The following is a 22,685-nucleotide window of genomic DNA, read 5'->3' as shown; positions in this document are numbered from 1 at the left end:
CACCCTACCCGGCGGTACGCCCGGCGGTCAGCCTCCGCCGGCGCCACAGCACGAGCGGCAGGGCACCGGCGAGCCCGGCGGCACCCGGCGCGGCTCCGGCCGCGGCGCCGATGCCGGACTGGTCGAAGGTGTCGGGAACGGGAAGCGTCGCCCAGCGGTTGACCGGCCACGCCACCACCACGGCCCGGCCCACGACCTGGCTCACCGGCACGAAGCCCTTGTTGGCGTCGTCCGTGTGGTAGCGCGAGTCCGACGAGTCCTGCCGGTGGTCGCCCATCACCCAGATCTTGCCGTCGGGCACCTTGAACGGGCCGAAGGGCATGTCGTCGCAGGCGCTGTTGCCGGGGAAGACGTACGGCTCGTCGAGCGCCTTGCCGTTGACCTGGACCGGCCCGCCCTTCTTGCACTCCACGGTGTCACCGCCGACCGCGATCGTGCGCTTGATCAGGTCCTTCTCCTCGGCGGACGGCATCAGCCCGACGAAGCTCAGGAACTTCTGCACGGCGTTCGGCTTCGGGGTCGGCTCGTCGCGCAGCCAGCCGTCCGGGTCGTGGAAGACGACGACCTCGCCGCGCTCCGGCTCCGAACCGAACCACGGCGTCAGCTTGTCCACCAGCACCCGGTCACCACGCTGAAGCGTGTTCTGCATCGAATCCGAAGGAATCGAGAACGCCTGCACCAGAAACGTCTTGATCAGCAACGCCAGAATCAACGCGATCCCGATGAGGAGGGGCAGTTCCTTCCAGAACGGGCGGGCGTTCTTCATCTTGTCCCCGCCGCTGTCCGGCTCGGCCTCGGGGGCCGGGGCGGACTCGGCGTCGGTGCCGGTGTCCGTCGCGTCGGCCGGTTCCGGCTGCCGGGTGGGCCCCTGCTCGGGCCGTGCTCCGCCTGCCACTCCACTCATGTCCGCTTCCTCACTCTGCGCCGGATGCCTGCCCAGGGGACCGCCCTGCCGGCCGGCCCGCCGTATCGGAGAACCGCCCCCTGCGCGCAGGGGGCGGTTCGTCGGTTACGTCGTCCGCCGGGGCGCGGTCCGGCGCCGCCTGCGCCAGAGCACGAGCGGTACGGCGCCCGCGAGGCCGATCGCTCCGGGCGCCGCAGCGGCGGCCGCGGCGTTGAGGCCCGGCTGGTCGAAGGTCTTGGGAATCGGCAGGGTGGCCCAGCGGTTGACCGGCCACGCGATCACGATGGCCCGGCCGACCACCTCGTCGGTGGAGACCGTGCCGCCGCCCGCCAGATTCTGGTGGTAACGGGAGTCCAGCGAGTTCTGCCGGTGGTCGCCCATCACCCAGATCCGGCCCTTGGGGACCTTGATCGGGCCGAACGGCTGGTCGTCGCAGGCGCTGTTCCCCTCGAAGATGAACGACTTGTCGTCCAGCGCCGTGCCGTTGACCTCGACCGGTCCGTTCTTCTTGCACTCCACGGTGTCACCGCCGATCGCGATGACCCGCTTGATCAGGTCCTTCTCCTCGGCGGACGGCATGAGACCGATGAAGCTGAGGAACTTCTGCACCGCGTTCGGCTCGGGTGCCTGGGTGTCCTCCAGCCAGCCGCCCGGGTCGTGGAAGACGACGACCTCGCCGCGCTCCGGCTCCGAACCGAACCACGGCGTCAGCTTGTCCACCAGCACCCGGTCACCACGCTGAAGCGTGTTCTGCATCGAATCCGAAGGAATCGAGAACGCCTGCACCAGAAACGTCTTGATCAGCAACGCCAGAATCAACGCGACGCCGATGAGGAGGGGCAGTTCCTTCCAGAACGGGCGGGCATTCTTCTTCTTCCGGGCCGTGCTGCCGCCGGACGCGCCGCCGTCACTCTCCGCCCCGCTCGCCGTCGCCGAGTCCGCCGGCTCCCCGGCGGACTCGGCGTGCGCCGGACCGCCCGGCCGGTCCTCGGGTTCTTCGTGTCCGGATCGTGCGCCGACCGCCAAATCCCCCACATCCACTCCTTATTCCGTGCCACCGCCTGCGTCCTAGCCGATGCAGGCCCACCACTCCCATAACGAGCGGGAGTTCCGCAGGGGTCGGGAGACGGGTCGATCCGTATGGATACTCGGACACACTATTCGACGGCCCCGAGGCGGCAGCCGTACCGGCGCGCGCGTCCGGGACCCCGGCGAACGCCGAGCGTTCCGCCAGACCGCTCCAGTGTCCGAAGGGCCAGACGATCCACTTCGCCCGCCCCACGACCGCCTCCTCGGCGATCGTGCCGTCCGCCGCCTTGTCCAGGTGGAAACGTGAATCGGCGGAATTGGAGCGGTGGTCCCCCATGACGAAGAGACGGCCCGCCGGAACCTTTACCTCGAATTTGATGGTGGAAGGGGAATCCCCGGGGAAAACATAGGGTTCGTCGATCGCCACGCCGTTGACGGTGAGCCGCCCGTCCTGCGCGCAGCACTTCACGGTGTCGCCCCCGACGGCCACGACCCGCTTGATCAGATCCTGCTCGTCGCCCGAAGGAAGCAGCCCGATGAAGGTGAGTGCCTCCTTCACCTGCTTGACGACGACGGGGGACTCCTCGGAGCTCGTCGGGTTCGGGGGCGGCCAGTCCGACGGGTTGCGGAACACGACGACGTCGCCGCGCTGCGGCTTGGACCCGAACCAGGGCGTCAGCTTGTCCACCAGCACCCGGTCGCCGATCCGGATGGTCTGCTCCATCGACCCGGAGGGGATCACGAAGGCCTGCACCAGGAACGTCTTGAGGAACAGCGCGATGAGCAGCGCGACCGTGATCAGCAGCGGGATCTCCCGCACCGCCGACCTGCGCCGCTTGCGCTTCACCTTGCGGGCCAGCTTGCGCCGCTCCGCCCGGGTCGGCAGCGAACGCGCGCTGGCCGCGTCCGGCGCGGCCCCGCCCTGACGCCCGCGGTTACCCATGGGCCGGGCCCGGCGCCGGTATGCCGTCGAACGCCGAGGTGCCCGGCAGGGAGCCGATCCGGCCGAGCGGCCAGCCGAACCAGTCGACCCGCCCGATCACCCGGTCCACCGGCACCATGCCGCCGCCCGGCTCGCCCAGGTGGTCGCGGGAGTCACGGGAGCGGCTGCGGTGGTCGCCCATCATCCACAGGGTGCCTTCCGGCACCACGATGTCGAAGGGAGCCCGGGAGGCCGCGTCACCGGCGAAGAGGTAGTCCTCCTCCAGCGGCCGGCCGTTCACCTCGATCCGGTCCCGCGCGTCGCAGCAGACCACCCGGTCGCCCCCCACACCCACCACCCGCTTCACGAAGTCGGTCTCGGCGGGCTCGGCGAGCCCGAGGGTCGCCAGCGCCCCGTGCAGCAGCGCGGTGACCGGGTTCGTCTCCCCCGCCCCCTCGGGCACGAAGGAACCGGTTCCGTCGAAGACCACCACGTCACCGCGGCGCGGCTCGGAGCCGAACCGGTACGCCAGCTTGTTGACGAGCACCCGGTCGCCCACCCGGAGCGTGGGCTCCATCGAGCCGCTGGGGATCAGGAAGGGCTGTACCACGAAGGTGCTGAAGAGGAGCACGAAGACCGCGCAGACGGCACCGAGCGCGAAGGCGCGCCGCCAGGACAGCGAGGTGGCGGCCCGGTCCCGTACACGCGAAAAGCGCGACCGCGCCTCCGGACCCGTAGCGGGTGCGGAGGAGCGGTCGCGCTCCTGGAGTTCTGCTTCCGTGTCCATCGGGGCCAGAGCTTATCCGGCCGTCCTGTGGACCAAGGAGTCAGCTCAGCGGTCGCGCTTCTCCTTGATCTTCGCGGCCTTGCCGCGCAGCTCACGGAGGAAGTACAGCTTGGCGCGACGGACGTCACCGCGGGTCACGACCTCGATCTTCTCGAAGATCGGGCTGTGCACCGGGAAGGTGCGCTCGACGCCGACGCTGAAGGAGACCTTGCGGACCGTGAAGGTCTCGCTGACGCCCGCGCCCTGGCGGCGGATGACGATGCCCTTGAACTGCTGGACTCGGGAGCGGTTGCCCTCGATCACGCGGACGTGAACGTTGACGGTGTCACCGGGACGGAACGCCGGGACGTCGGTACGCAGCGACGCGGCATTGACGTCGTCGAGCAGGGAAGCCATGTTGTCTGCTTTCTTCGCCGATGCCACAGGTCATCGACGGGAGAGAGTGATGAATGCGAAGGGCTGATCGCGTCGGACGGGCGTCTTTCCCCCTGTGGCAGGGGCGCACGCGGACGTACAGCAGCGGCCTATTCTTCCACGGCCTCGGGCCTGCGCCAAAATCGGCCGCCGGGCTCCGGCGACCAGCCGAGGATGGAGAGCATCTCCCGGTCCTTCTTGTCGAAGCCGGACGCCTCGCACCGCTCGATCAGATCGGGCCGGTTGGCGGCCGTACGGCGCAGCGCCTCGTCCCGCCGCCAGCGCGCGATCCGTCCGTGGTGGCCGCTGAGCAGCACCTCGGGGATGCCCCGCCCGCGCCACTGGGGCGGCTTCGTGTAGACGGGCCCCTCCAGGAGGTTCGCCATCGCGCCGGGCGCGAAGGAGTCGTCCTGGTGGGACGCGGCGTTGCCGAGGACGCCGGGCAGCAGCCGGGCCACCGCCTCGGTGATCACCAGAACGGCCGCTTCCCCGCCCGCCAGCACGTAATCGCCGATGGACACCTCGATCACCGGCATCCGGCCGGCGTACTCCTCGGTCACCCGCCGGTCGATTCCCTCGTAGCGGGCCGGGGTGAAGATCAGCCAGGGCCGCTCGGCGAGTTCGACGGCGAGTTCCTGGGTGAACGGCCGGCCGCTCGGTGTGGGCACCACGAGGACCGGCGCGTGCGCCCCCGCCTCGTAGCCGTCCGCGAGCGCCTCGTCCAGGGCGTCGCCCCACGGCTCGGTCTTCATCACCATGCCGGGACCGCCGCCGTACGGGGTGTCGTCCACGGTGTTGTGGCGGTCGTACGTCCACTCGCGCAGGTCGTGCACCCGGACGTCGAGGCGGCCGCTCGTGCGGGCCTTGCCGACCAGGGAGACGTTCAGCGGTTCCAGGTATTCGGGGAAGATCGTGACGATGTCGAGGCGCATCAGGCGTCGTCCTCGCCCGTCCCGGCGGCCGTTGCGCCTTCCTCCTCGCGCGCGGAGGCCACGACCGCCTCGCTCTCGTCGATCAGTCCGGGCGGCGGGGCGATCACCGCGCGCTGCTCGTCCAGGTCGATTTCGGTGACGATCTCCTCGACGAACGGGATCATCACCTCGCTGCCGTCCGGGCGCTCCACGATGAAGAGGTCCTGGGACGGCAGGTGCGTGATCTCGGTGATCCGGCCGATCTCGGTGCCGTCGGCGAGGACCACGTCGAGGTCCATCAGCTGATGGTCGTAGAACTCCTCGGGATCCTCCGGAAGCTCCGCCGGGTCGACATCGGCGATCAGCAGGGTGTTGCGCAGCGCCTCGGCGGCCGTACGGTCCTTCACGCCCTCGAAACGCAGCAGCAGCCGGCCGCTGTGCACCCGGCCGGTCTCGATCGTCAGCGGTCCCGTCGTGGCCGGCTCGGTGGCCAGCACGGCTCCGGGCGCGAGCCGCAGCTCCGGCTCGTCCGTGCGCACCTCGACGGTGACCTCGCCCTTGATGCCGTGGGCGCGACCGATCCGCGCGACTACCAACTGCACCTTGTGTCTCTCCTGTCGTACGACGACGGGCCGGGGCGGGCGCTCAGCCCTCCCCGGCCCGTGCCGGTGTTCAACTCTGTCAGCGAACCTGGTCCACATCGACGAGGTCGACGCGGATGCCACGGCCGCCGATGGCGCCCACGACGGTACGCAGCGCGCGCGCGGTGCGGCCGTTGCGGCCGATCACCTTGCCGAGGTCATCGGGGTGGACCCGGACCTCCAGCACGCGGCCACGGCGCAGGTTGCGCGAGGCGACCTGCACATCGTCTGGGTTGTCGACAATGCCTTTCACGAGGTGCTCGAGAGCCTCCTCGAGCATGCTCAGGCCTCGGTCGACTCGGCGGGCGCGGCAGCGTCAGCAGCCTCGTCCGCCTTCTTGTCGGCCTTCTTCGCCTTGGGCGTGATGGCCTCGCCCTTCGACTCCTCGCCGCCGTCCTTGGTGAGGGCGTCGAACAGGGCGCGCTTGTCGGCCTTGGGCTCCGGCTGCAGCAGCGGCGCGGGGGCCGGGAGGCCCTTGTGCGCCTGCCAGTCGCCGGTGAGCTTCAGGATCGCGAGAACCGGCTCGGTCGGCTGGGCGCCGACGGACAGCCAGTACTGCGCGCGCTCCGAGTTGACCTCGATGCGCGAGGGGTTCTGCACCGGGTGGTACAGGCCGATCTCCTCGATGGCCCGGCCGTCACGGCGGGTACGGGAGTCGGCGACGATGATGCGGTAGTGAGGCGAACGGATCTTGCCCAGACGCTTCAGCTTGATCTTGACTGCCACGGGAGTGGTGTCTCCTGGTCTATGACGTGGTTGGGCACAACGAAGATGCCACGTGGGGTTGCGGTACTCGGGTGCCCGATGGACGCGTCAGCCGGAGGAGAGAGGGGTCCTGTGCGACTGTCGAGTACAGCTAGCCATTGTGCCACACCACATCGGCTCACCCCACCGCGACCGCCGCTTCCGGAATCCGGAACGGCTTCCCGCAGCCGCCGCAGACGATCGGGGCCTGCGCGAGGACCGAGGGGACCACGCGCACATTGCGCCCGCAGTCGCAGACGGCCTTGACCCGCACGCCCCCTCCGGAGGAGCCGTGCCGGGCGGCGGGGCCGCGGAAGGAGCGCTTGGTGTCGGCGGCGGTGGCCACGGTGTGCGCCTTCAGGGCGCGCTGGAGCCGTTCCGTCGTGGGCCGGTAGCGGCGCTTGGCCTCGGGGTTGAGCGTGACCAGCGAGAAGCCGCTGCTGGGATGGGGCTCCTCGGCATGGTCGAGGCCCAGCTCCTCGGCGATCGCCAGGAATCGTCGGTTGTGGTATCGGCCGGCGCGTGAGGTGTCGCGGACACCTCTGGCGGCGGCGATGCCGTGGACTGCCTCGTGGAGCAGTCGCTCGAAGGAGAGCTCGGCGCCACAGGCGGACGAGGACTCTCCGATCAGGGACTCGGGTGCGGCGAGATCGGGCAGCTCGGGGTGGTACCGCTGAATGTCGGCCCACGCCTGCGCCAGCTCTGCGGCAAGTACAGGTGGTGTCGTGCTCACGTCGTGACCAACGAGCGCGGGGCCCTCGGTGTTCCGATTCCGGGCCATCCCAAATATTTTGCACGTACCAGTCAGTTGCCGTTCATGCGTCCTGACGAGGGCGGGTGCGCTGATCTGCGGAGAAGTCTCACAGCTCGCACCAAGCCGGTACGTAGCGCCGTGTACGCCCGAGCGCGTAGACGCCGTGCGCGCCCCCACCGTCCGCGAGTGGTCAGGCGCCGGGCTCCGGCAGGCACGGAAACGCAGGTGGAAGAGGCTATCCGCAGCCCCCTGACGTGCTCGACGTGCCCGTCCGGGCGTACCGGGTGAGACTGGGACGGCAGCGACGGCAGCGCACGTGGCGGACCCCTGGTCGGCCATGCCGTCCGGGCGCCCGGGTGCCGTCACGCGCACCGGGGCCGCCCTGCGGGCATCGGCGCCCCGCAGCCCCCTGGACGCGGCGGCGGGCGCGCGGTACTCCGGCATACGGGGGAGCGCGCGTACGGGGACGGGCCGGCCGTCCACCCGGGCACGACCGATCGGCAGAACCGGCAACCTCTCGGCGGATGATTGGGGCGCGTTCCATGACACCTACGCTCGTCCGGCACCACCGGCACACCGAGTCCTCCGCCCCCGCGGACGACGGCTCCCGGGCCCGTGACTGGGCCGAGATCCAGGAACGGATGCTGGCACCGCTCTACGAGGCGGTGTACGCGCGGCTGGAAGTGGGGCCCGCCACGCGGATGCTCGCGCTCGGCTGCGGTTCCGGGCTCGCGCTGCTGATGGCCGAGGGCCGCGGCGCGCGGGTCACCGGCGTGGACACCGACCCCGAGCGCCTCGCCCTGGCGCGGGCCCGCCTCCTGCCCGCTCCCGAGGACCGGGGCTCCCCCGCCACCGGGGCCCGCCTCGTGGACACGGTCACCGAGGCGGCGGCGGCCGGACCGCACAACCTGATCACCGCGTTCACCCCGATCGGCTGCGCGGCGGGCGACGGGGACGAGCTGGTACGGAGCCTGGGGACCGCGGTGCCGTCGGCGGGCCGGGGCCGCACGGTCGTCCTGACCGGCTGGGGCCCGCCCGAGCGGTGCGCGACCGAGGCGGTGCTGCGGGTGGCGAGCCGGCTCGCCGGGGACGGGCGCACACCGGGCGGCGGCTGGCGCGGCCCGCGCCGGGACGATCTGGAGGACGTGGCCTTCCGGTCCGGGCTGCGGCCGGACGGTTCGGGCCGGGTGGCCTGCCCGTTCGGCTACGCCGACATGGACAGCGCGGTACGCGGTCTGCTGTCGACGCGGCTCTTCGACGCCGCGGTCCGGGCGACGGACCGGTGGCAGGTGGAGAAGGAAGTGGCGGAGTCCCTGCGTCCGCACCAGCGCGCGGACGGCACGGTGTGGATGTCCAACGTGTTCCGCTATCTCGTCTGTACCTCTTAGCGAAAGCGGATACGGGCCGGCCGCCTCGCGACACCCGTCGCCGAGGCGGCCGGCCCGTCCCGTCGTCCGTGACCCGCCGTGCTCCGGCGAGGACGCTTGTCAATATCCAGAATCCTGTTTACTGTTCCCTTTGTGAACGTCTTCGATGACCGTTTCCTCACGCGCAACGGACTGGCCGCCCGCCAGCTCGCGGTCCTGCTGCTCAACCATGAGCCGGACACGCGGCTGCCCCGGGTGCGGGACTACGCGCAGGAGCTGGGCTGCGGAAACGGCACGGTCCAGGCGGCCCTGCAACTGCTGGAGGAGTCCGGCGCCATCAGGACGACCGCCCGGGGCCACCTCGGCACCTTCCTCGCCCACTCGGACCGCTCCATACTCTGGCGGCTCTCCGGGCTCGGGACACTGCTGGCCGCGATGCCCCTGCCGTACTCCCGCCGTTACGAGGGCCTGGCGACCGGACTGCGCGGCGCCTTCGAGGAGGCGGGCGCGCCCTTCGCGATCACGTTCATGCGAGGCGCCGGGGCCCGTACCGCCGCACTGCTCGAAGGCAAGGTCGACCTCGTCGTCCTGTCCCGTTTCGCCGCCGACGAGCTGATCGCCGAGCATCCGGTGGAGCTGGTGGCGGACCTGGGGCCGGCCACCTACGTCGGCGCGCACGGCATGCTCCTGCGCCACGGCGTGGACCTGGACACCCCGGGCCTTCGGGTCGCGGTCGACCACGCGTCGGAGGATCTGCGCATGCTGGTCGACCTCGTCTTCGCCGGGCGCCCGGACGTCCAGCGGCTGGAGGCCTCGTACATGCAGCTGCCCGATCTCTTCGCCCGCAAAGAGGTGGACGCCACCGTCTGGAACCTGGACGAGGTGCAGGACCGGCTCGGGGTCGGCGTCGACGTGCTCCCGCTGGGGGACGAGGTCACCCGCGAGCTGTCGCTGCGCAACTCGAGCGCGGCCGTCATCGGCCGGACCGAGGGGGCCAAGGCCCTGGCCGCCGTCCGGGACTCCCTGGATCTCTCACTGATCACCTCGCTCCAGCGCGAGGTGCTTGAGGGCACCCGCCTGCCCTCGTACTGACCCCCGGCCGGCGGGGAGCCGGAACAGGACGAAGGTCCTGCCGCGACGGGACCTTCGACCTCGTCAAAATACAAAATCCTGGTTACTGTCGATTTTAGGAGGACCGCCATGGACGACCAGCTGGCCCTGCGGATTCAGCTCTTCCGCGAAGGCGGACAGATCAAGCCCGAGGTGGCCGACTTCGTCACGGCCGAACTGGCCGCCCTCGAAGCGGAGGGCCGCACGGTGACCGAGGCGACCGCGGGCATGCTCACCAGCCACCTGATGATGGCGCTCACCCGGCTCCTGGACGGCGAGGCCATCGAGCAGTTCCTCACCGACGACCAGGTGGCCGCCGAACTGGCCGGACACCCCGAGGCCGTCACCCGCGCCCGCGCCGTCGCCGAGCGCGCCCGGCGGGAACTCGGGGCCGCCCTCCCGGAGTCCGAGGTGAACTTCCTCGGCATGCACCTCGCGGTGCTGGCGCAGCAGACCCCCGCCGCGCCCTCCTCCTGAACCACGGTCCGGCGCAGCCCGGTCCGAACCACCGAGAAAGAAGCAGGACATGACGAAGATCCTCGCCGGCGGCGTCGGCAAGACCGAGGTCACCAACACCATCAAGCAGCTCGGCATCGAGGGCCTGGAGGTCACCGCCTCCAGCGACATGGACGCCGCGATGAAGCTGCGCGTCGCCCAGGCCGACTACTACCTGGGTACCTGTCACACGGGCGCCGGCGCCTCGCTCGGCGTCCTCGTCGGCCTGATGGGCAGCGCCGTCTGCCACACCTTCGGCCGCAGCGTCCCCACCGAGGAGCAGATCACCGCCCTGCTGGACGAGGGCAAGAAGGTCTTCGGCTTCTCGATGGACCAGATCGACACCATCGCCCCCCTCATGGCGCGCGCCATCGCCGCCCGCGGCTGACCCCAGCCATCCCGCTCTGATCGCCCCGGGCACGAAGGAGTGACCCCGTGAGTACAACACTCGCAGCCGGTGCAAGCCTCGACTTCTCGCTGGCCCAGCAACTGACCGTCATAGCCCTCTGTGCGCTGACCGCGTACATCTCGCACATGGCGCTGGCCGTCTTCAACGACGGCGTACGCCCGTTCCTCCTGGACTTCATCCAGGGGCGCACCACGCGCAGCGCCACGACGGCGGTCTCGTTCGGCCTCTCGGCCGGGTTCATCTTCGGGCTCGGCGCCCCGATGGCCCTGTCCACCGGCGTGCTGAACCCGTGGCTCCTCTTCCTGCCCACCGACATCCTCGGCATGCTGTCGCCGAAGAAGTGGCTCGCCCCGATCCTCGGCGGTGCCTGGGGCGCGGTCGTCGTCTTCGGACTCAACGGCGCCAACAACGTGGCACACGACCTGCCGGTCGACTTCATCACCGCCATGCAGCAGATGTCGACCCCGATCCTCTTCCTCTTCACGCTGTTCCCGGTGCTGGCCATCACCAAGCAGTTCGGCCGCAAGTGGGGCGGCATCGCGGGGCTGCTGGAGTTCGCCCTGGTCGTCATGACCATGAAGCTGTGGCCCAACATGTTCGCCGGCGCGCTGGCGATGGCCGTCGGCGTGCTGATGCTCATCGGTCTCGCCGTCGCCAAGGACCTCGCCCAGCGCAAGGCCGACAAGGCCGCGGGCGTGAGCGAGCCCGTCCTTGAGGGCGACGACCCGATGGCCTCCCTCTTCAGCGCCAGTGCGGCCCGGCTGCGCAGGTATCTTCCGCTGTTCATGGTGCTGGGCGCCGGAGTCTGTGTGCTCGCCCAGATGCACATATTCGGCGGCGGCGAGGCGACCAGCTTCCTGATCGCCAAGGGGCAGTACTCCGAGGCCGCGCAGGTCGACTTCTACCGGGTCTTCGGCTTCATCCCGCTGATCGCGACCACCGCGCTGGCCTCCGGCGCGTACGGCATCGCGGGCTTCACCCTCGTGTACCCCATCGGCTATCTGATGCCGAACCCGTTCCTCGCCGCGATCGTCGGCGCCCTGGTCTTCGCGGCCGAGGTGCTGGCCCTGTCCTACATCGGCAAGCTCCTCGGGCGGCTGCCCAGTGTCCGGGACTCCTCGGAGCACCTGCGCAGCGCGATCAGCGACACCCTCCAGCTGGCGATCCTCTTCGGCTCGCTGATGGCGGCCAACGCCATGGGCGGCGGCCTGGGCATCCTCGTCGTCGGCGGGCTCTACCTGCTGAACGAGGCGATGGGCCGGCCGATCGTCCGGATGGCCGCGGCACCGGCCGCGGTGATCGTCGGCGGCATCCTCCTCAACCTCCTGTACTGGATGGACCTGTTCACACCGATCAAGGGATAGCTCCGCGCCCCGGATCACGCAGGCCGACCCGAGAAGGACCCCCCACGATGAACAGCCCCGCCCCCGTGCTTCGTACCGTCCTCGGAGACATCGCCCCCGACGCGGTACGCGGCCCCGCCCTGGCCCACGAACACCTCGTACTCGACCTCGACCACCGGGGTGACGGCGGCGCCGTGCTCGCCGCCGGCCGGCACACCGCCGCCGTCACCGCCGAACTGGCCGCACTCCGCGAGGAGTACGGACTCGCCCTCGTCGTCGAGCTGACCTGTCGCGGCATGGGCCGCGACGTGCGCACCCTGGCCCGGATCTCCCGGGACGCCCAGGTCGCCGTCGTCGCCGCGACCGGCTGGTACTACGAGCCGTTCCACACCCCCGAGATCGACCGCGGCAGCGTCGCGGACCTCGCCGCCACCCTCGTCCGCGAGATCGAGGACGGCATCGGCACCACCGGCATCCGCCCCGGCGTCCTCGGCGAGATCGGCAGCCACGGGGACATCCCGACGCCGCCGGAGAGCAAGGTGCTCCGCGCCTCGGCGCGGGCCGCCCTCGCCACCGGGCTCTCCGTCGCCACCCACGCCCAGCTCGGCCGCGGCGGCCTCGCCCAGCTGGAACTGCTCACCGCCGAGGGGCTGCCCCCGCACCGGATCTCCCTCGGCCATCAGGACCTGCTGGACGACCCCGCGGTGCACCGGGAGCTGGCCGCGAGCGGCGCGTACGTCGCCTTCGACACCGTCGGCAAGGACAGCTATCAGAGCGACGACACCCGGCTGCGGCTCCTGCTCGCCCTGCTGGAGGCGGGACACGCCGACCGGGCCCTGCTCAGCTGCGACATCTCCCGTCACGGCTACCTCACCTCCGAGGGGGGCCAGGGCTACGGCCACCTCTTCGGGAGCTTCCTGCCCAAGGTCCGTGCGGCAGGCGTGGACGACGACCTGATCGACCTGCTGACCCGCCGCAATCCGCTGCGCTTCCTCAGCGGCGCGAACGTGGAAGAGAGCTGACCATGAACCCCGTACTCCCCCGGACGTTCCCGCTGCCGACCGTGGCCCCGGCCGACGCCGTCGCCCGGCAGTTCCGGCTCATCGAGGCCACCGCCCGCCACTTCGAGGGCCCGCAGCTGTTCGCCTCCGACGCCGGGGTCGTGCCCGGCCTCGGACGCCCCGCCACCACCGCCCGCGTCGAGTCCGTCCTCGCCGACTTCTTCGGCGCCGAGGACGCCGCCTTCGTCCAGGGCGCGGGCACCGGCGCGATCCGGGCCGCCCTCACCGCCGCCGTCCGGCCGGGCGATCCCCTCCTCATCCACCGGGCGCCGGTCTACCGCACCACCGAGGTCACGCTGCGCGGCCTCGGGGCCGAGACCGTCGAGGCCGATTTCAACGACCCCGACGAGCTGCGCGGGGCCCTGGAGTCCGGCCGGTTCCGCTGGGCCTACGTCCAGCACACCCGGCAGCGGCTCGCCGACTCCTACGACCCCGGCGAGGTCCTCTCCGCCTGCCGGGCCGCCGGCGTCCGCACCGTCGTCGACGACAACTACGCCGTGATGCGCACCCCGGCGGCCGGCGTCGAACTGGGCGCCGACGCCTCCTGCTTCTCCCTGTTCAAGCTGCACGGCCCGGAAGGCGTCGGCATCGTCGTCGGCGCCCGCGACCTGGTCGAGCACATCCGCCGCGACAACTACTCCGGCGGCGGCCAGGTCCAGGGGCACCAGGCGCTCGACGCGCTGCGCGCGCTCACCCACGTACCGCTCATGTGGTCCGTGCAGTCCCAGGTCGGTGCCGAGGTCGCCGAGCGGCTGACCGCGGGCGAGGTGCCCGGGGTCGCCGAGGTCCGGCTCGCCAACGCGCAGGACCGGTGCCTGCTCGTCCGGCTCGACCGGCCCGTCGCCAGGGAACTGCCCGCCGTCGCCGCCCGCTTCGGCGCGGCCCCCTACCCCGTCGGTTCCAACTCCCGTTACGAGATCACGCCGCTCTTCTACCGGATGTCCAGCTCCGCCCTGGACGACTCCCCCGAACTGGCCGACTGGACCGTGCGCATCAACCCGATGCGGGCGGGCGCGGACCTCGTCATCGAAATCCTGCGCCGCTCGCTGGCCGCGCTGAACGACCCGAAGGACCACTGACCGTGTTTCTCGACACCGTACTGACCCGCAATCCGGGGCTCGTCGAGGCCGCGGCCGCACTCCACCACGAGGGCGCGATCCCGCCGGACACCTATGTGATGGACCTGGACGCCATCGAGGCCAACGCCGCGCTGCTGGCCGCCGAGGCCGACCGGCTGGGCGTCTCCCTCTGGTTCGTCGTCAAACAGCTCGGCCGCAACCCGGAGCTGATCCGGGCCATCGCCCGGCACATCCCCCGGTACGCCGCCATCGACCCGCCCGAGGCCCGCACCCTGCACGCCTCCGGCGCCCGTGCCGGCAACCTCGGCCATCTCGTCCAGATCCCGCGCCGCGCCCTGCCCGAGATGCTGGCGTGGCGCCCCGAGACCGTCACCGTCTACGACCTGGACAACGCCCGCGCGGTCTCCGAGGCCGCGCGGCGGCTGGGGTTCGTCCAGGACGTCCTGATCCGGCTCGAAGGCGCCGAGGGAAGCGTCTACCCCGGCCAGGAGGGCGGCGTCCCGCTCGCCGGGCTCGACGCCTTCGCCGACGCCGCCGAACGGCTTCCCGGCATCCGGATCGCGGGGGTCACCGCCTTCCCGTGCGTGCTGTGCGACCCGGCGACCGGGGCCCCGTACGCCACGCCCAACTTCGCCCTCGCCCTCAAGGCGCGCGAGACGCTCGCCGGCCGCGGCCACGCGGATCTCAGGCTGAGCGCACCGAGCGCCACCTCGATGGCCTCCCTGCCGCTGCTCGCCGGCCTCGGCGCCACCCACGGCGAGCCGGGCCATGCCCTGACCGGCACGACCCCGCTGCACGCCCTCGACCCGGCGCAGCCCGAGACCCCCGCCTATGTGTACGTCACCGAGGTCGCCCACGCCCTGGACGACGGACGTCCCGCCGTCTTCGGCGGCGGGTTCTACGCCCGCTCCCACATCAGGAGCGCGCTGCTGCCGCGCACCGGCGCACGCCTGAACGTGCTGGACGCGCCCGCCGAGAACATCGACTACTACCGGCTGCTCGACGCGCCCGCCACCGGCCAGGAGGTCCGGATCGGCGACACCGCGCTGCTCGCCTTCCGCACCCAGATCTTCGTCACCCGCTCGACCGTCGCCGTCGTCTCCGGAATCTCATCCGGTGCGCCCCGTCTCAACGGTCTGTACGACGCCCAGGGCCGGTCCCTGAGCTGAGGAGGCACCCCATGGCCAAGACCGTCATCGTCGTGATCGACGGATTCGGCATCGGCGCCATGCCCGACGCGGGCACCACGCGCTCCGGCGATCTCACCGCCGACACCTGCGGACATGTGCTGGACCACTGCCGGGAGGCGTTCGGCCGCCCGCTGCGGCTGCCCGTGCTGGGCTCGCTGGGCCTCGGACTCGTCCACCCGCACGCCGATCTCGCCCGGCGCACCCACCTGCCCGTCGCCGCGGGCCGGGCGGCCCTCGGCTATCCGGGCGCCGACACCTTCGCCGGGCACCAGACCATGATGGGCGCCGACTTCAGCCGGGTGACCGTCGCCCGGCTCGCCGACCACATCGACGAGGTGACCGCCGCCCTCGAAGAGGCCGGTCACCGGGTCGGCCGGCTGGACGGCAAGCCGCTCCTGGTCGTCGACGGCGCGGTCCTGGTCCACGACAACCTGGAGGCCGATCCGGGCATCAACTGGAACGCCTCCGGGCGGCTGGAGGACCTGCCGTTCGACGGGCCGGACGGCATCCTCGCCGTGGCCCGCACGGTACGCACGGTCGCCCCCGTGGCCCGGGTCATCGCGGTCGGCGGACACGCGGACGACCCGCTGGAGCGCTTCGTGCGGGCCGGCGAGGAGGGCACGGTCGGCCTCGACACCCCCGCCACCGGCTTCTACCGCAACGGCGGCCTCGAAGTGCAGCACCTGGGTGCCGGGATCGACCACGCCCGCCAGCTCCCCGACCTGGCCGCCCGCGCGGGCATCCCCGTCACCCTGGTGGGCAAGGCCGCCGACATCCTGGTCTGCGACGCCGCGGCCCGGCACCCCGCCGTGGACACCGCCGACGTCCTCACGCACACCCTCGAAGCGGTACGCGCCCCCGGCGACGGCCTGGTGGTCTCCAACGTCCAGGAGACGGACCTGGCCGGACACCAGCAGGACACCGAGCGCTACGGGCGTCTCCTGGAACAGGTCGACGCGGGCCTGGCCGCGCTCGTCGCCCTGCTCGACGCACCGGGTGACCGCCTCATCGTGACCGCCGACCACGGCAACGACCCGACGGCCGGGCACGCCTTCCACACCCGTGAGTACGTCCCCGTCCTCATCCACCGGCCCGGCGCGGACGGCACGGAGCTGCTGCCGGACGCGGGGAGCCTGGCGGATGTCGGCGCGACGGCCGCCGTGTCCCTGTCGCTGGACCCGGAGGGCCTGGCCAACGGCCGGGAGCTGCGGACGGGCCGGCGGGCGGCTTAGGGCCTGTCCGGCGGATCTTCGCGGGCCCACGACGCCGGACAGGCCCTGGTTCCTGTCCGGACACGCGTGAGGGGCGCCCAACTTTCGGTGGGCGCCCCTCACGCGTGAGCCGTCCGGGCTGTCAGCCCATGAACTTCTTGAACTCGTCGGGCAGCTCGAAGTCCTGACCGTCCTGGCCGGCCGGCAGGCCGGGGACGCCGCCCTGCGCCGCCTGCTCGCGGCGGGCCGCGGCGGCCTGCTCCTCGGCCTTGCGCTTCATCGGGTTGCCGCTCTTGCGCTTGCCCTTGGCCTGCTTGACCTGCTTCTTCTGCCGTCCGGGCCCACCGCCCATGCCCGGCATCCCGGGCATCCCCGGCATGCCGCCGCCCTGCGCCATCTTCGACATCATCTTGCGGGCCTCGAAGAACCGCTCGACCAGGTTCTTCACGGCGCTGACCTCGACGCCGGAGCCCTTGGCGATACGGGCGCGCCGCGAGCCGTTGATGATCGTCGGCTCGGCGCGCTCCTTCGGGGTCATCGACTTGATGATCGCGGCGGTGCGGTCGACGTCGCGCTCGTCGATGTTGTTGATCTGGTCCTTGATCTGCCCCATGCCGGGCAGCATGCCGAGCAGCTTGGAGATGGAGCCCATCTTGCGGACCTGCTCCATCTGGGCCAGGAAGTCGTCGAGCGTGAAGTCCTTGCCGCCCTTGCTCGACGACAGCTTGGAGGCCATTTTGGCGGCCTCTTCCTGGCTGAACGTCTTCTCCGCCTGCTCGATCAGGGTGAGCAGGTCACCCATGTCGAGGATGCGGGAGGCCATGCGGTCCGGGTGGAAGGCGTCGAAGTCATCGAGCTTCTCGCCGTTCGACGCGAACATGATCTGCTTGCCCGTGACGTGGGCGATCGACAGGGCCGCGCCACCGCGGGCGTCACCGTCGAGCTTGGAGAGGACCACCCCGTCGAAGCCGACGCCGTCGCGGAAGGCCTCGGCGGTGTTGACCGCGTCCTGACCGATCATCGCGTCGACCACGAAGAGGATCTCGTCGGGGCTGACGGCGTCGCGGATGTCCGCGGCCTGCTGCATCAGCTCCTGGTCGATGCCGAGGCGGCCGGCGGTGTCCACGATGACGATGTCGTGGACCTTGGTCTTCGCGTACTCGATGGAGTCCTTGGCGACCTGGACCGGGTCGCCCACGCCGTTGCCCGGCTCGGGGGCGTACACCGCGACCCCGGCGCGGTCGGCGACGACGCTCAGCTGGTTGACGGCGTTGGGGCGCTGGAGGTCACAGGCGACGAGCAGCGGGGAGTGGCCCTGGCCCTTGAGCCAGAGGCCGAGCTTTCCGGCGAGGGTCGTCTTACCGGCACCCTGGAGGCCGGCGAGCATGATCACGGTGGGCGGGTTCTTGGCGAACCGCAGCCGCCGGGTCTCGCCGCCGAGGATGGCGATGAGCTCCTCGTTGACGATCTTGACGACCTGCTGCGCCGGATTCAGCGCCTGGGAGACCTCGACGCCGCGCGCCCGCTCCTTGACGTTGGCGATGAAGGACCGGACGACGGGCAGCGCCACGTCGGCTTCGAGCAGGGCGATACGGATCTCGCGAGCCGTGGCGTCGATGTCCGCCTCGGACAAGCGGCCCTTGCCCCGGAGGTTCTTGAAAGTCGCGGCAAGGCGGTCGGAGAGAGTATCGAACACGGCGCTCGTCGGTCCTCAGGGTCGGGGGCGGGTGGAGTCAGTCGGTTCCCAGGGTATCCGGACGCCGGAGAACGCCAAGCCCGCGCCCGGCACTCACCGGGAGGCGGGGCTCAGCCGAGCGCCTTCTCGACCTCCTGGGCCAGCTGCGCCGCCCGTTCCGCGGACAGCGGTGCACCGTCCGCGTCGGTGACGTAGACCGTGTCCACCGCGTTCGCCCCCAGCGTCGACACATGCGCGCTGCGCACCCGTACCGTGCTGCGCTCCAGCGCGTGGCCGATGCGGTGCAGCAGGCCGGGGGCGTCCTGGGCGCGGACCTCGATCACCGTGGCGAGACGGGAGCCGGCCGCCGCCACCGTCACCCTGGGCGGCGGAGCCTTCACCCCGCGCCGCCTGGGGTAGGCGGCCTCGCGTTCGGCGAGGCGGGCCGGGATGTCCAGGGAGCCGTCCAGGGCGCGTACGAGGTCGGCGCGCAGCCGGGCCGCCTGGGGCAGCGAGCCGTACTCGGCGGCGACCCGCCAGCTGAGCAGCAGCAGGTCCGCGGTGTCGCCCAGCTCCGTGGGCAGTTCCACGGCCCTCAGGTCGGCGGCGCGCACGGTGAGGCGGTGCAGGGCGAGGACCCCGGCGGCGGCGGGCAGGACGCCCGGCCGGTCCCGGAGCGCGATGAGGAGTTCGACGCCGACCGGCTCCGGGGCGCCTTCCTCGTGCGGGGTCTCGGGCCGGGTGTGCAGGGCGAGGACGGGTTCGCCGGTGCGCAGGGCCTCGATGGCGAGGCGTTCCTGCTCGGCGCCGGGGGCGGTGGGTTCGGGTTCCTCGGGGGCCTCACCGGCCAGGACCTGGGCGACGCGTCTGACGAGTTCGGTGACGAGGGAGGCGCGCCAGGCGGACCAGGCGGCGGGCCCGGTGGCGAGGGCGTCGGCCTCGGTCAGGGCGTGCAGCAGCTCCAGGGTGGCGGCGCTGCCGACCGCGTCGGCGACGGCGCGGACGGTGGCCGGGTCGTCCAGATCGCGGCGGGTGGCGGTCTCGATGAGCAGCAGGTGGTGGCGTACGAGGGTGGCGATGACGCCCACGTCGTGCCGGTCGAAGCCGGTCCGGGCGGCCATGTCGCGGGCGATGACCTCGCCGGCGACGGAGTGGTCGCCCGGCCAGCCCTTGCCGATGTCGTGCAGCAGGGCGGCGACGAGCAGCAGGTCGGGGCGGCCGACGCGGCGGGTGAGCGAGGAGGCGCGGACGGCCGTCTCGACGAGGTGGCGGTCGACGGTCCAGGTGTGGACGGGATTGCGCTGGGGGCGGCAGCGGACCCGTTCCCAGTCGGGCAGGAGCCGGGTGATCAGCCCCTCGGCCTCCAGTGCCTCCCAGACGGGGACGGTGGCCTCGCCCGCGCCGAGGAGGGTGACGAGTTCCTCGCGCGCCTCGGCGGGCCACGGCACCGGGAGCGGCTTCGCGGCGGCGGCGAGGTGGCGGACGACGTGGCGGGAGAGAGGCAGCCCGGACTGGGCGGCCGCGGCGGCGGCCCGCAGGACGAGGACGGCGTCGCGTTCGGGGCGTGCGGTGCGGGCGAGCACCGCCTCGCCGTCGGCCTCGACCACGCCGTCGGCGAGCGGGGTGCGGTCGGGGGCCGGGCCGCGTCCGCCGCCGAGCAGGGCCCGCAGCCGGGGCCGGGCCGAGCGGGCGCGCAGCACCCGGTTGACCTCGCGCCAGGTGACGTCGGTGGCGTACGAGATGGTGCGGGCGGCCTCGTAGACCTGGCGCAGCAGGGCGTCGGCGTCGAGGAGGCCGAGGGCTTCGGCGACCTGGTCCTGTTCCTGGAGGGCGAGGCGGTCGGTGGCGCGGCCGGTGGTGAGGTGGAGGGCGTCGCGGGTGTCGAGCAGGACGCGGCGGGCCTCGGCGAGCCCTTCGCGGGGGGCGTCGGCGACCCAGGAGGCGGCGACGGCGCGCAGGGCGGTGGCGTCGCGCAGGCCGCCCCTGGCCTCCTTGAGGTCGGGTTCCAGGAGGAATTGGAGCTCGCCCCGGCGTTCGGCCCGTTCGGTGCAGAGTTCGTGGAGTGCGGGCAGGCGTTCGGGGGCCTGGTTGCGCCAGTCGGCGAGGATCGCGGTGCGCAGGGAGGCGACGAGGCCGAGGTCTCCGGCGACGGGCCGGGCGTCGAGCAGTCCGAGCTGCACCTTGAGGTCCTCGCCGGCGGTCTTCCGGGCTTCGGCGGGGGTGCGGACGGAGTGGTCGAGGGCCAGGCCGAGGTCCCAGACGGGGTACCAGATCCGGTCGGCGAGCGCGGCCACGGCCGCGGCGTCGGCGGTGCCGTCGTGCAGGAGGAGCAGGTCGAGGTCGCTGCGCGGGGAGAGTTCGCCCCGGCCGTAGCCGCCGACGGCGACGAGGGCGGCGCCCCGGACCCCGGCGTGTTCGGCCGCGGTGGTGAACAGGGCGGTCAGCCAGGTGTCGGTGAGCGTGGCGAGGGCCGCACGGCGCGGCGGCCCGGACCGCTCCTTCTCCTGGAGAAGGCGCAGTCGGGCCGCCGCGTAGCCGCTGGGTCCCGAGTCCTCGGATTCGGTGGTCACTTCGGTGCTCGTCACCCAGCTGCCCTTCCGTGTGCGACGGTACGAAATCGGTGGACCGGACCGGTCAGAGCGCGTCCGGGCCGCGTTCCGAGGTGCGGACCCTGACGGCGGTCTCGACCGGGACGCTCCAGACCTTGCCGTCACCGATCTTGCCGGTGCGGGCGGCCTTGACGACGACCTCGATGAGCTGTTCGGCGTCCTCGTCCTCGACCAGGACCTCGATGCGGATCTTGGGGACGAGGTCGACGGTGTACTCGGCGCCCCGGTAGACCTCGGTGTGGCCGCGCTGGCGCCCGTAGCCGCTGGCCTCGGTGACGGTGAGTCCCTGGACGCCGAAGGCCTGGAGGGCTTCCTTGATCTCGTCGAGGCGGTGGGGCTTCACGACGGCGGTGATGAGCTTCATGCGTCCACCTTCTTGTTCGTCGGGGCGGCCGGCGTGCCGGGGGCGGAGGCGGTGGTGCGCGGGGCCGCGCCGCCGCCGGCGCCGCTGAAGTCGTACGCGGTCTCGGCGTGTTCGACCTGGTCGATGCCGGAGATCTCGTCGTCCTCGTCGACGCGCATCCCGAGGGTCCTGTCGACCAGGAGGGCGAGGACGGCGGAGACGACCAGAGAGTACGCGAGGACGGCGAAGACACCGACGGCCTGCTTGCCGAGCTGGTCGAGCCCGCCCCCGTAGAAGAGGCCCTTGGCGTCGGACTGGACCCCGCCGGTGGCGAAGAAGCCGACGAGCAGGGAGCCGATGACGCCGCCGACGAGGTGGACGCCGACGACGTCCAGGGAGTCGTCGTAACCGAGCTTGTACTTGAGGCCGACGGCCATGGCGCACACCACACCCGCGACGGCGCCGACCGCGATGGCGCCGAGCGGGCTGACCGCGCCGCCCGCCGGGGTGATCGCGACGAGTCCGGCGACCGCGCCGGACGCGGCGCCGAGGGTGGTGAAGGAGCCGTGGCGCAGCTTCTCGTAGCCGAGCCAGGCGAGCATCGCGGCGGCCGTGGCGACCTGCGTGTTGACGAACATGACCGCGCCGACGCCGTCGTCGTTGCCGAGCCAGGAGCCCGCGTTGAAGCCGAACCAGCCGAACCAGAGGAGCGCGGCGCCGAGCATGACGAGCGGCAGGCTGTGCGGCCGCATCGGGTCCTTCTTGAACCCGACGCGCTTGCCGATCACCACGATCACGCCGAGGGCGGCGGCACCGGCGTTGATGTGGACGGCCGTACCGCCGGCGAAGTCGATGACGCCCAGCTCGGCCAGCCAGCCGCCCGAACCCCAGACCCAGTGGGCGACCGGGAAGTAGACGACGGTGACCCAGAGCGTGATGAACAGGGCCCAGGAGGTGAACTTGACCCGGTCGGCCAGGGCGCCGCTGATCAGGGCGGGCGTGAGGACGGCGAACATCAGCTGGAAGACGGCGAAGACGTAGACCGGGATGGTGGTGCCGTCCCAGAGTTCGTTGACGCCGATCCCGCTGAGGCCGAGGAAGTCCTGGCTCCATCCGATGACCGAGCCGGCGTCGGTGCCGAAGGTCAGGCTGAATCCGTACAGCACCCACAGGATCGTGACGATCCCGAGGCTGATGAAGCTCATCATCAGCATGTTGAGGGTGCTCTTGACGCGGACCATGCCTCCGTAGAAGAAGGCGAGGGCCGGGGTCATGAGCATCACCAGGGCCGAGCAGATGAGCATGAAGCCGGTGTTGGCGGCAGACAGCGTCGGGGCGTCTGCGGCAAGCGTCGTGATGCCTGGGGGCATCGGCGTCTCCTCGTCGTCGGTGCGGCCGCGTGCGGGCGATGGGGGCACAACCACGTGCGGGACCACTGGGGAAGGCGTGCGGGCCTGTTGTTATGCGCCATGAGGTTCGCGCAGCGCGGTTTCGGCCGTTGCGCCGCGATGTTTCGCCGCAGTGACCAAGGGGACCGCAGTGTTACGTCCCCATGAACCGCCCGCGCCGTGCCCACGCTCGCGCCCACTCTGCGGCTCGGGCCGCATACGGTGCGGTTACGACGCTCCGGCGGGGGAACGACCACACGAACCGGCCACGGCGATCACCCGTTGACCTGGCAATGGGG

Annotated in this window: 23 protein-coding genes; 9 read left to right on the top strand and 14 right to left on the bottom strand. The window is 71.8% G+C overall.

Going from position 1 to position 22,685, the window contains the following annotated elements; translation table 11 throughout:
* Window positions 1-4: 4 nt before the first annotated feature.
* From lepB (B082_RS0110680) to B082_RS0110635, 10 genes are all read right to left on the bottom strand, one after another.
* Window positions 5-904: a signal peptidase I gene (lepB, locus tag B082_RS0110680; RefSeq protein WP_026249645.1), complete on the bottom strand. Its 900-nt coding sequence runs from the start codon at window positions 902-904 to the stop codon at window positions 5-7.
* Between the two features lie 105 nt (window positions 905-1,009).
* A complete protein-coding gene (lepB, locus tag B082_RS37860; RefSeq protein ID WP_018551782.1) occupies window positions 1,010-1,930 on the bottom strand; it encodes a signal peptidase I in 921 nt (306 codons plus the stop codon).
* Entirely contained in the window at window positions 1,812-2,876 is a 1,065-nt protein-coding gene (lepB, locus tag B082_RS0110670; protein ID WP_026249644.1) for a signal peptidase I, read from the bottom strand. The genes lepB (B082_RS37860) and lepB (B082_RS0110670) overlap by 119 nt, the downstream gene beginning before the upstream one ends.
* Window positions 2,869-3,642, bottom strand: coding sequence for a signal peptidase I (lepB, locus tag B082_RS0110665; RefSeq protein ID WP_018551779.1), 774 nt, complete (start codon window positions 3,640-3,642; stop codon window positions 2,869-2,871). The genes lepB (B082_RS0110670) and lepB (B082_RS0110665) overlap by 8 nt, the downstream gene beginning before the upstream one ends.
* A 45-nt stretch (window positions 3,643-3,687) precedes the next feature.
* A complete protein-coding gene (gene rplS, locus B082_RS0110660; protein WP_018551778.1) occupies window positions 3,688-4,038 on the bottom strand; it encodes a 50S ribosomal protein L19 in 351 nt (116 codons plus the stop codon).
* A gap of 128 nt (window positions 4,039-4,166) precedes the next feature.
* A complete protein-coding gene (gene trmD, locus B082_RS0110655) occupies window positions 4,167-4,988 on the bottom strand; it encodes a tRNA (guanosine(37)-N1)-methyltransferase TrmD (RefSeq protein WP_018551777.1) in 822 nt (273 codons plus the stop codon).
* Complete coding sequence (rimM, locus tag B082_RS0110650) at window positions 4,988-5,569, bottom strand: ribosome maturation factor RimM (RefSeq protein ID WP_026249643.1); 582 nt, start codon at window positions 5,567-5,569, stop codon at window positions 4,988-4,990. The genes trmD and rimM overlap by 1 nt, the downstream gene beginning before the upstream one ends.
* A 79-nt stretch (window positions 5,570-5,648) precedes the next feature.
* Entirely contained in the window at window positions 5,649-5,888 is a 240-nt protein-coding gene (locus B082_RS0110645; RefSeq protein WP_005311361.1) for an RNA-binding protein, read from the bottom strand.
* Between the two features lie 2 nt (window positions 5,889-5,890).
* A complete protein-coding gene (rpsP, locus tag B082_RS0110640; RefSeq protein ID WP_018551775.1) occupies window positions 5,891-6,334 on the bottom strand; it encodes a 30S ribosomal protein S16 in 444 nt (147 codons plus the stop codon).
* A gap of 157 nt (window positions 6,335-6,491) precedes the next feature.
* Window positions 6,492-7,085 carry a hypothetical protein gene (locus tag B082_RS0110635; protein WP_003965961.1) on the bottom strand — a complete coding sequence of 198 codons (594 nt, stop codon included), beginning with the start codon at window positions 7,083-7,085 and terminating at the stop codon, window positions 6,492-6,494.
* Window positions 7,086-7,648: 563 nt separating this feature from the next.
* Between B082_RS0110635 and B082_RS0110630 the strand changes: the two genes are divergently transcribed.
* From B082_RS0110630 to B082_RS0110590, 9 genes are all read left to right on the top strand, one after another.
* On the top strand, window positions 7,649-8,494 hold the full coding sequence (locus B082_RS0110630; RefSeq protein ID WP_018551773.1) for an SAM-dependent methyltransferase: 846 nt from the start codon (window positions 7,649-7,651) through the stop codon (window positions 8,492-8,494).
* Between the two features lie 132 nt (window positions 8,495-8,626).
* The gene (gene yhfZ / locus B082_RS0110625) at window positions 8,627-9,565 is read left to right on the top strand and encodes a GntR family transcriptional regulator YhfZ (RefSeq protein WP_018551772.1); all 939 of its coding nucleotides are present in this window, start codon (window positions 8,627-8,629) and stop codon (window positions 9,563-9,565) included.
* Between the two features lie 108 nt (window positions 9,566-9,673).
* The gene (locus tag B082_RS0110620; RefSeq protein WP_018551771.1) at window positions 9,674-10,060 is read left to right on the top strand and encodes a PRD domain-containing protein; all 387 of its coding nucleotides are present in this window, start codon (window positions 9,674-9,676) and stop codon (window positions 10,058-10,060) included.
* Window positions 10,061-10,109: 49 nt separating this feature from the next.
* Window positions 10,110-10,466: a DUF2620 domain-containing protein gene (locus B082_RS0110615; protein ID WP_018551770.1), complete on the top strand. Its 357-nt coding sequence runs from the start codon at window positions 10,110-10,112 to the stop codon at window positions 10,464-10,466.
* A gap of 47 nt (window positions 10,467-10,513) precedes the next feature.
* The gene (locus B082_RS0110610) at window positions 10,514-11,851 is read left to right on the top strand and encodes a YhfT family protein (protein WP_018551769.1); all 1,338 of its coding nucleotides are present in this window, start codon (window positions 10,514-10,516) and stop codon (window positions 11,849-11,851) included.
* Window positions 11,852-11,898: 47 nt separating this feature from the next.
* Window positions 11,899-12,852 (top strand): phosphotriesterase family protein, encoded by a 954-nt coding sequence (locus B082_RS0110605; RefSeq protein ID WP_018551768.1) that lies wholly within the window; start codon window positions 11,899-11,901, stop codon window positions 12,850-12,852.
* A gap of 2 nt (window positions 12,853-12,854) precedes the next feature.
* A complete protein-coding gene (locus tag B082_RS0110600; protein WP_018551767.1) occupies window positions 12,855-13,970 on the top strand; it encodes an aminotransferase class V-fold PLP-dependent enzyme in 1,116 nt (371 codons plus the stop codon).
* 2 nt (window positions 13,971-13,972) lie between these two features.
* Window positions 13,973-15,139, top strand: a complete 1,167-nt coding sequence (locus tag B082_RS0110595) for an alanine racemase (RefSeq protein ID WP_018551766.1) — start codon at window positions 13,973-13,975, stop codon at window positions 15,137-15,139.
* Between the two features lie 11 nt (window positions 15,140-15,150).
* Complete coding sequence (locus B082_RS0110590; RefSeq protein WP_018551765.1) at window positions 15,151-16,392, top strand: phosphopentomutase; 1,242 nt, start codon at window positions 15,151-15,153, stop codon at window positions 16,390-16,392.
* 121 nt (window positions 16,393-16,513) lie between these two features.
* Here B082_RS0110590 and ffh read toward each other — a convergent pair whose 3' ends face one another.
* The 4 genes from ffh to B082_RS0110570 all read right to left on the bottom strand — a co-directional run bounded on the left by ffh (window position 16,514) and on the right by B082_RS0110570 (window position 22,368).
* On the bottom strand, window positions 16,514-18,067 hold the full coding sequence (ffh, locus tag B082_RS0110585) for a signal recognition particle protein (protein WP_018551764.1): 1,554 nt from the start codon (window positions 18,065-18,067) through the stop codon (window positions 16,514-16,516).
* A gap of 110 nt (window positions 18,068-18,177) precedes the next feature.
* Window positions 18,178-20,631, bottom strand: coding sequence for a [protein-PII] uridylyltransferase (locus tag B082_RS0110580; RefSeq protein WP_018551763.1), 2,454 nt, complete (start codon window positions 20,629-20,631; stop codon window positions 18,178-18,180).
* A 49-nt stretch (window positions 20,632-20,680) separates the two neighbouring features.
* Window positions 20,681-21,019, bottom strand: coding sequence for a P-II family nitrogen regulator (locus B082_RS0110575; protein ID WP_018551762.1), 339 nt, complete (start codon window positions 21,017-21,019; stop codon window positions 20,681-20,683).
* Window positions 21,016-22,368 (bottom strand): ammonium transporter, encoded by a 1,353-nt coding sequence (locus tag B082_RS0110570; RefSeq protein WP_018551761.1) that lies wholly within the window; start codon window positions 22,366-22,368, stop codon window positions 21,016-21,018. Before B082_RS0110570 ends, B082_RS0110575 begins: the two co-directional genes overlap by 4 nt.
* Window positions 22,369-22,685: the final 317 nt, after the last annotated feature.

Source organism: Streptomyces sp. ATexAB-D23 (assembly GCF_000373645.1).
Taxonomy (GTDB): domain Bacteria; phylum Actinomycetota; class Actinomycetes; order Streptomycetales; family Streptomycetaceae; genus Streptomyces; species Streptomyces castrisilvae.
The sequence above is the reverse complement of the archived record's forward strand: the minus strand, read 5'-3'. Positions and strand labels throughout refer to the sequence as shown.

Bases quoted from the DNA above. Each gene is read 5' to 3' on its own strand.
- lepB (WP_026249645.1), bottom strand. From the start codon at position 904: ATGAGTGGAGTGGCAGGCGGAGCACGGCCCGAGCAGGGGCCCACCCGG.
- lepB (WP_026249644.1), bottom strand. From the start codon at position 2,876: ATGGGTAACCGCGGGCGTCAGGGCGGGGCCGCGCCGGACGCGGCCAGC.
- lepB (WP_018551779.1), bottom strand. From the start codon at position 3,642: ATGGACACGGAAGCAGAACTCCAGGAGCGCGACCGCTCCTCCGCACCC.
- rplS (WP_018551778.1), bottom strand. From the start codon at position 4,038: ATGGCTTCCCTGCTCGACGACGTCAATGCCGCGTCGCTGCGTACCGAC.
- trmD (WP_018551777.1), bottom strand. From the start codon at position 4,988: ATGCGCCTCGACATCGTCACGATCTTCCCCGAATACCTGGAACCGCTG.
- B082_RS0110645 (WP_005311361.1), bottom strand. From the start codon at position 5,888: ATGCTCGAGGAGGCTCTCGAGCACCTCGTGAAAGGCATTGTCGACAAC.
- B082_RS0110630 (WP_018551773.1), top strand. From the start codon at position 7,649: ATGACACCTACGCTCGTCCGGCACCACCGGCACACCGAGTCCTCCGCC.
- B082_RS0110620 (WP_018551771.1), top strand. From the start codon at position 9,674: ATGGACGACCAGCTGGCCCTGCGGATTCAGCTCTTCCGCGAAGGCGGA.
- B082_RS0110615 (WP_018551770.1), top strand. From the start codon at position 10,110: ATGACGAAGATCCTCGCCGGCGGCGTCGGCAAGACCGAGGTCACCAAC.
- B082_RS0110605 (WP_018551768.1), top strand. From the start codon at position 11,899: ATGAACAGCCCCGCCCCCGTGCTTCGTACCGTCCTCGGAGACATCGCC.
- B082_RS0110600 (WP_018551767.1), top strand. From the start codon at position 12,855: ATGAACCCCGTACTCCCCCGGACGTTCCCGCTGCCGACCGTGGCCCCG.
- B082_RS0110590 (WP_018551765.1), top strand. From the start codon at position 15,151: ATGGCCAAGACCGTCATCGTCGTGATCGACGGATTCGGCATCGGCGCC.
- B082_RS0110575 (WP_018551762.1), bottom strand. From the start codon at position 21,019: ATGAAGCTCATCACCGCCGTCGTGAAGCCCCACCGCCTCGACGAGATC.
- B082_RS0110570 (WP_018551761.1), bottom strand. From the start codon at position 22,368: ATGCCCCCAGGCATCACGACGCTTGCCGCAGACGCCCCGACGCTGTCT.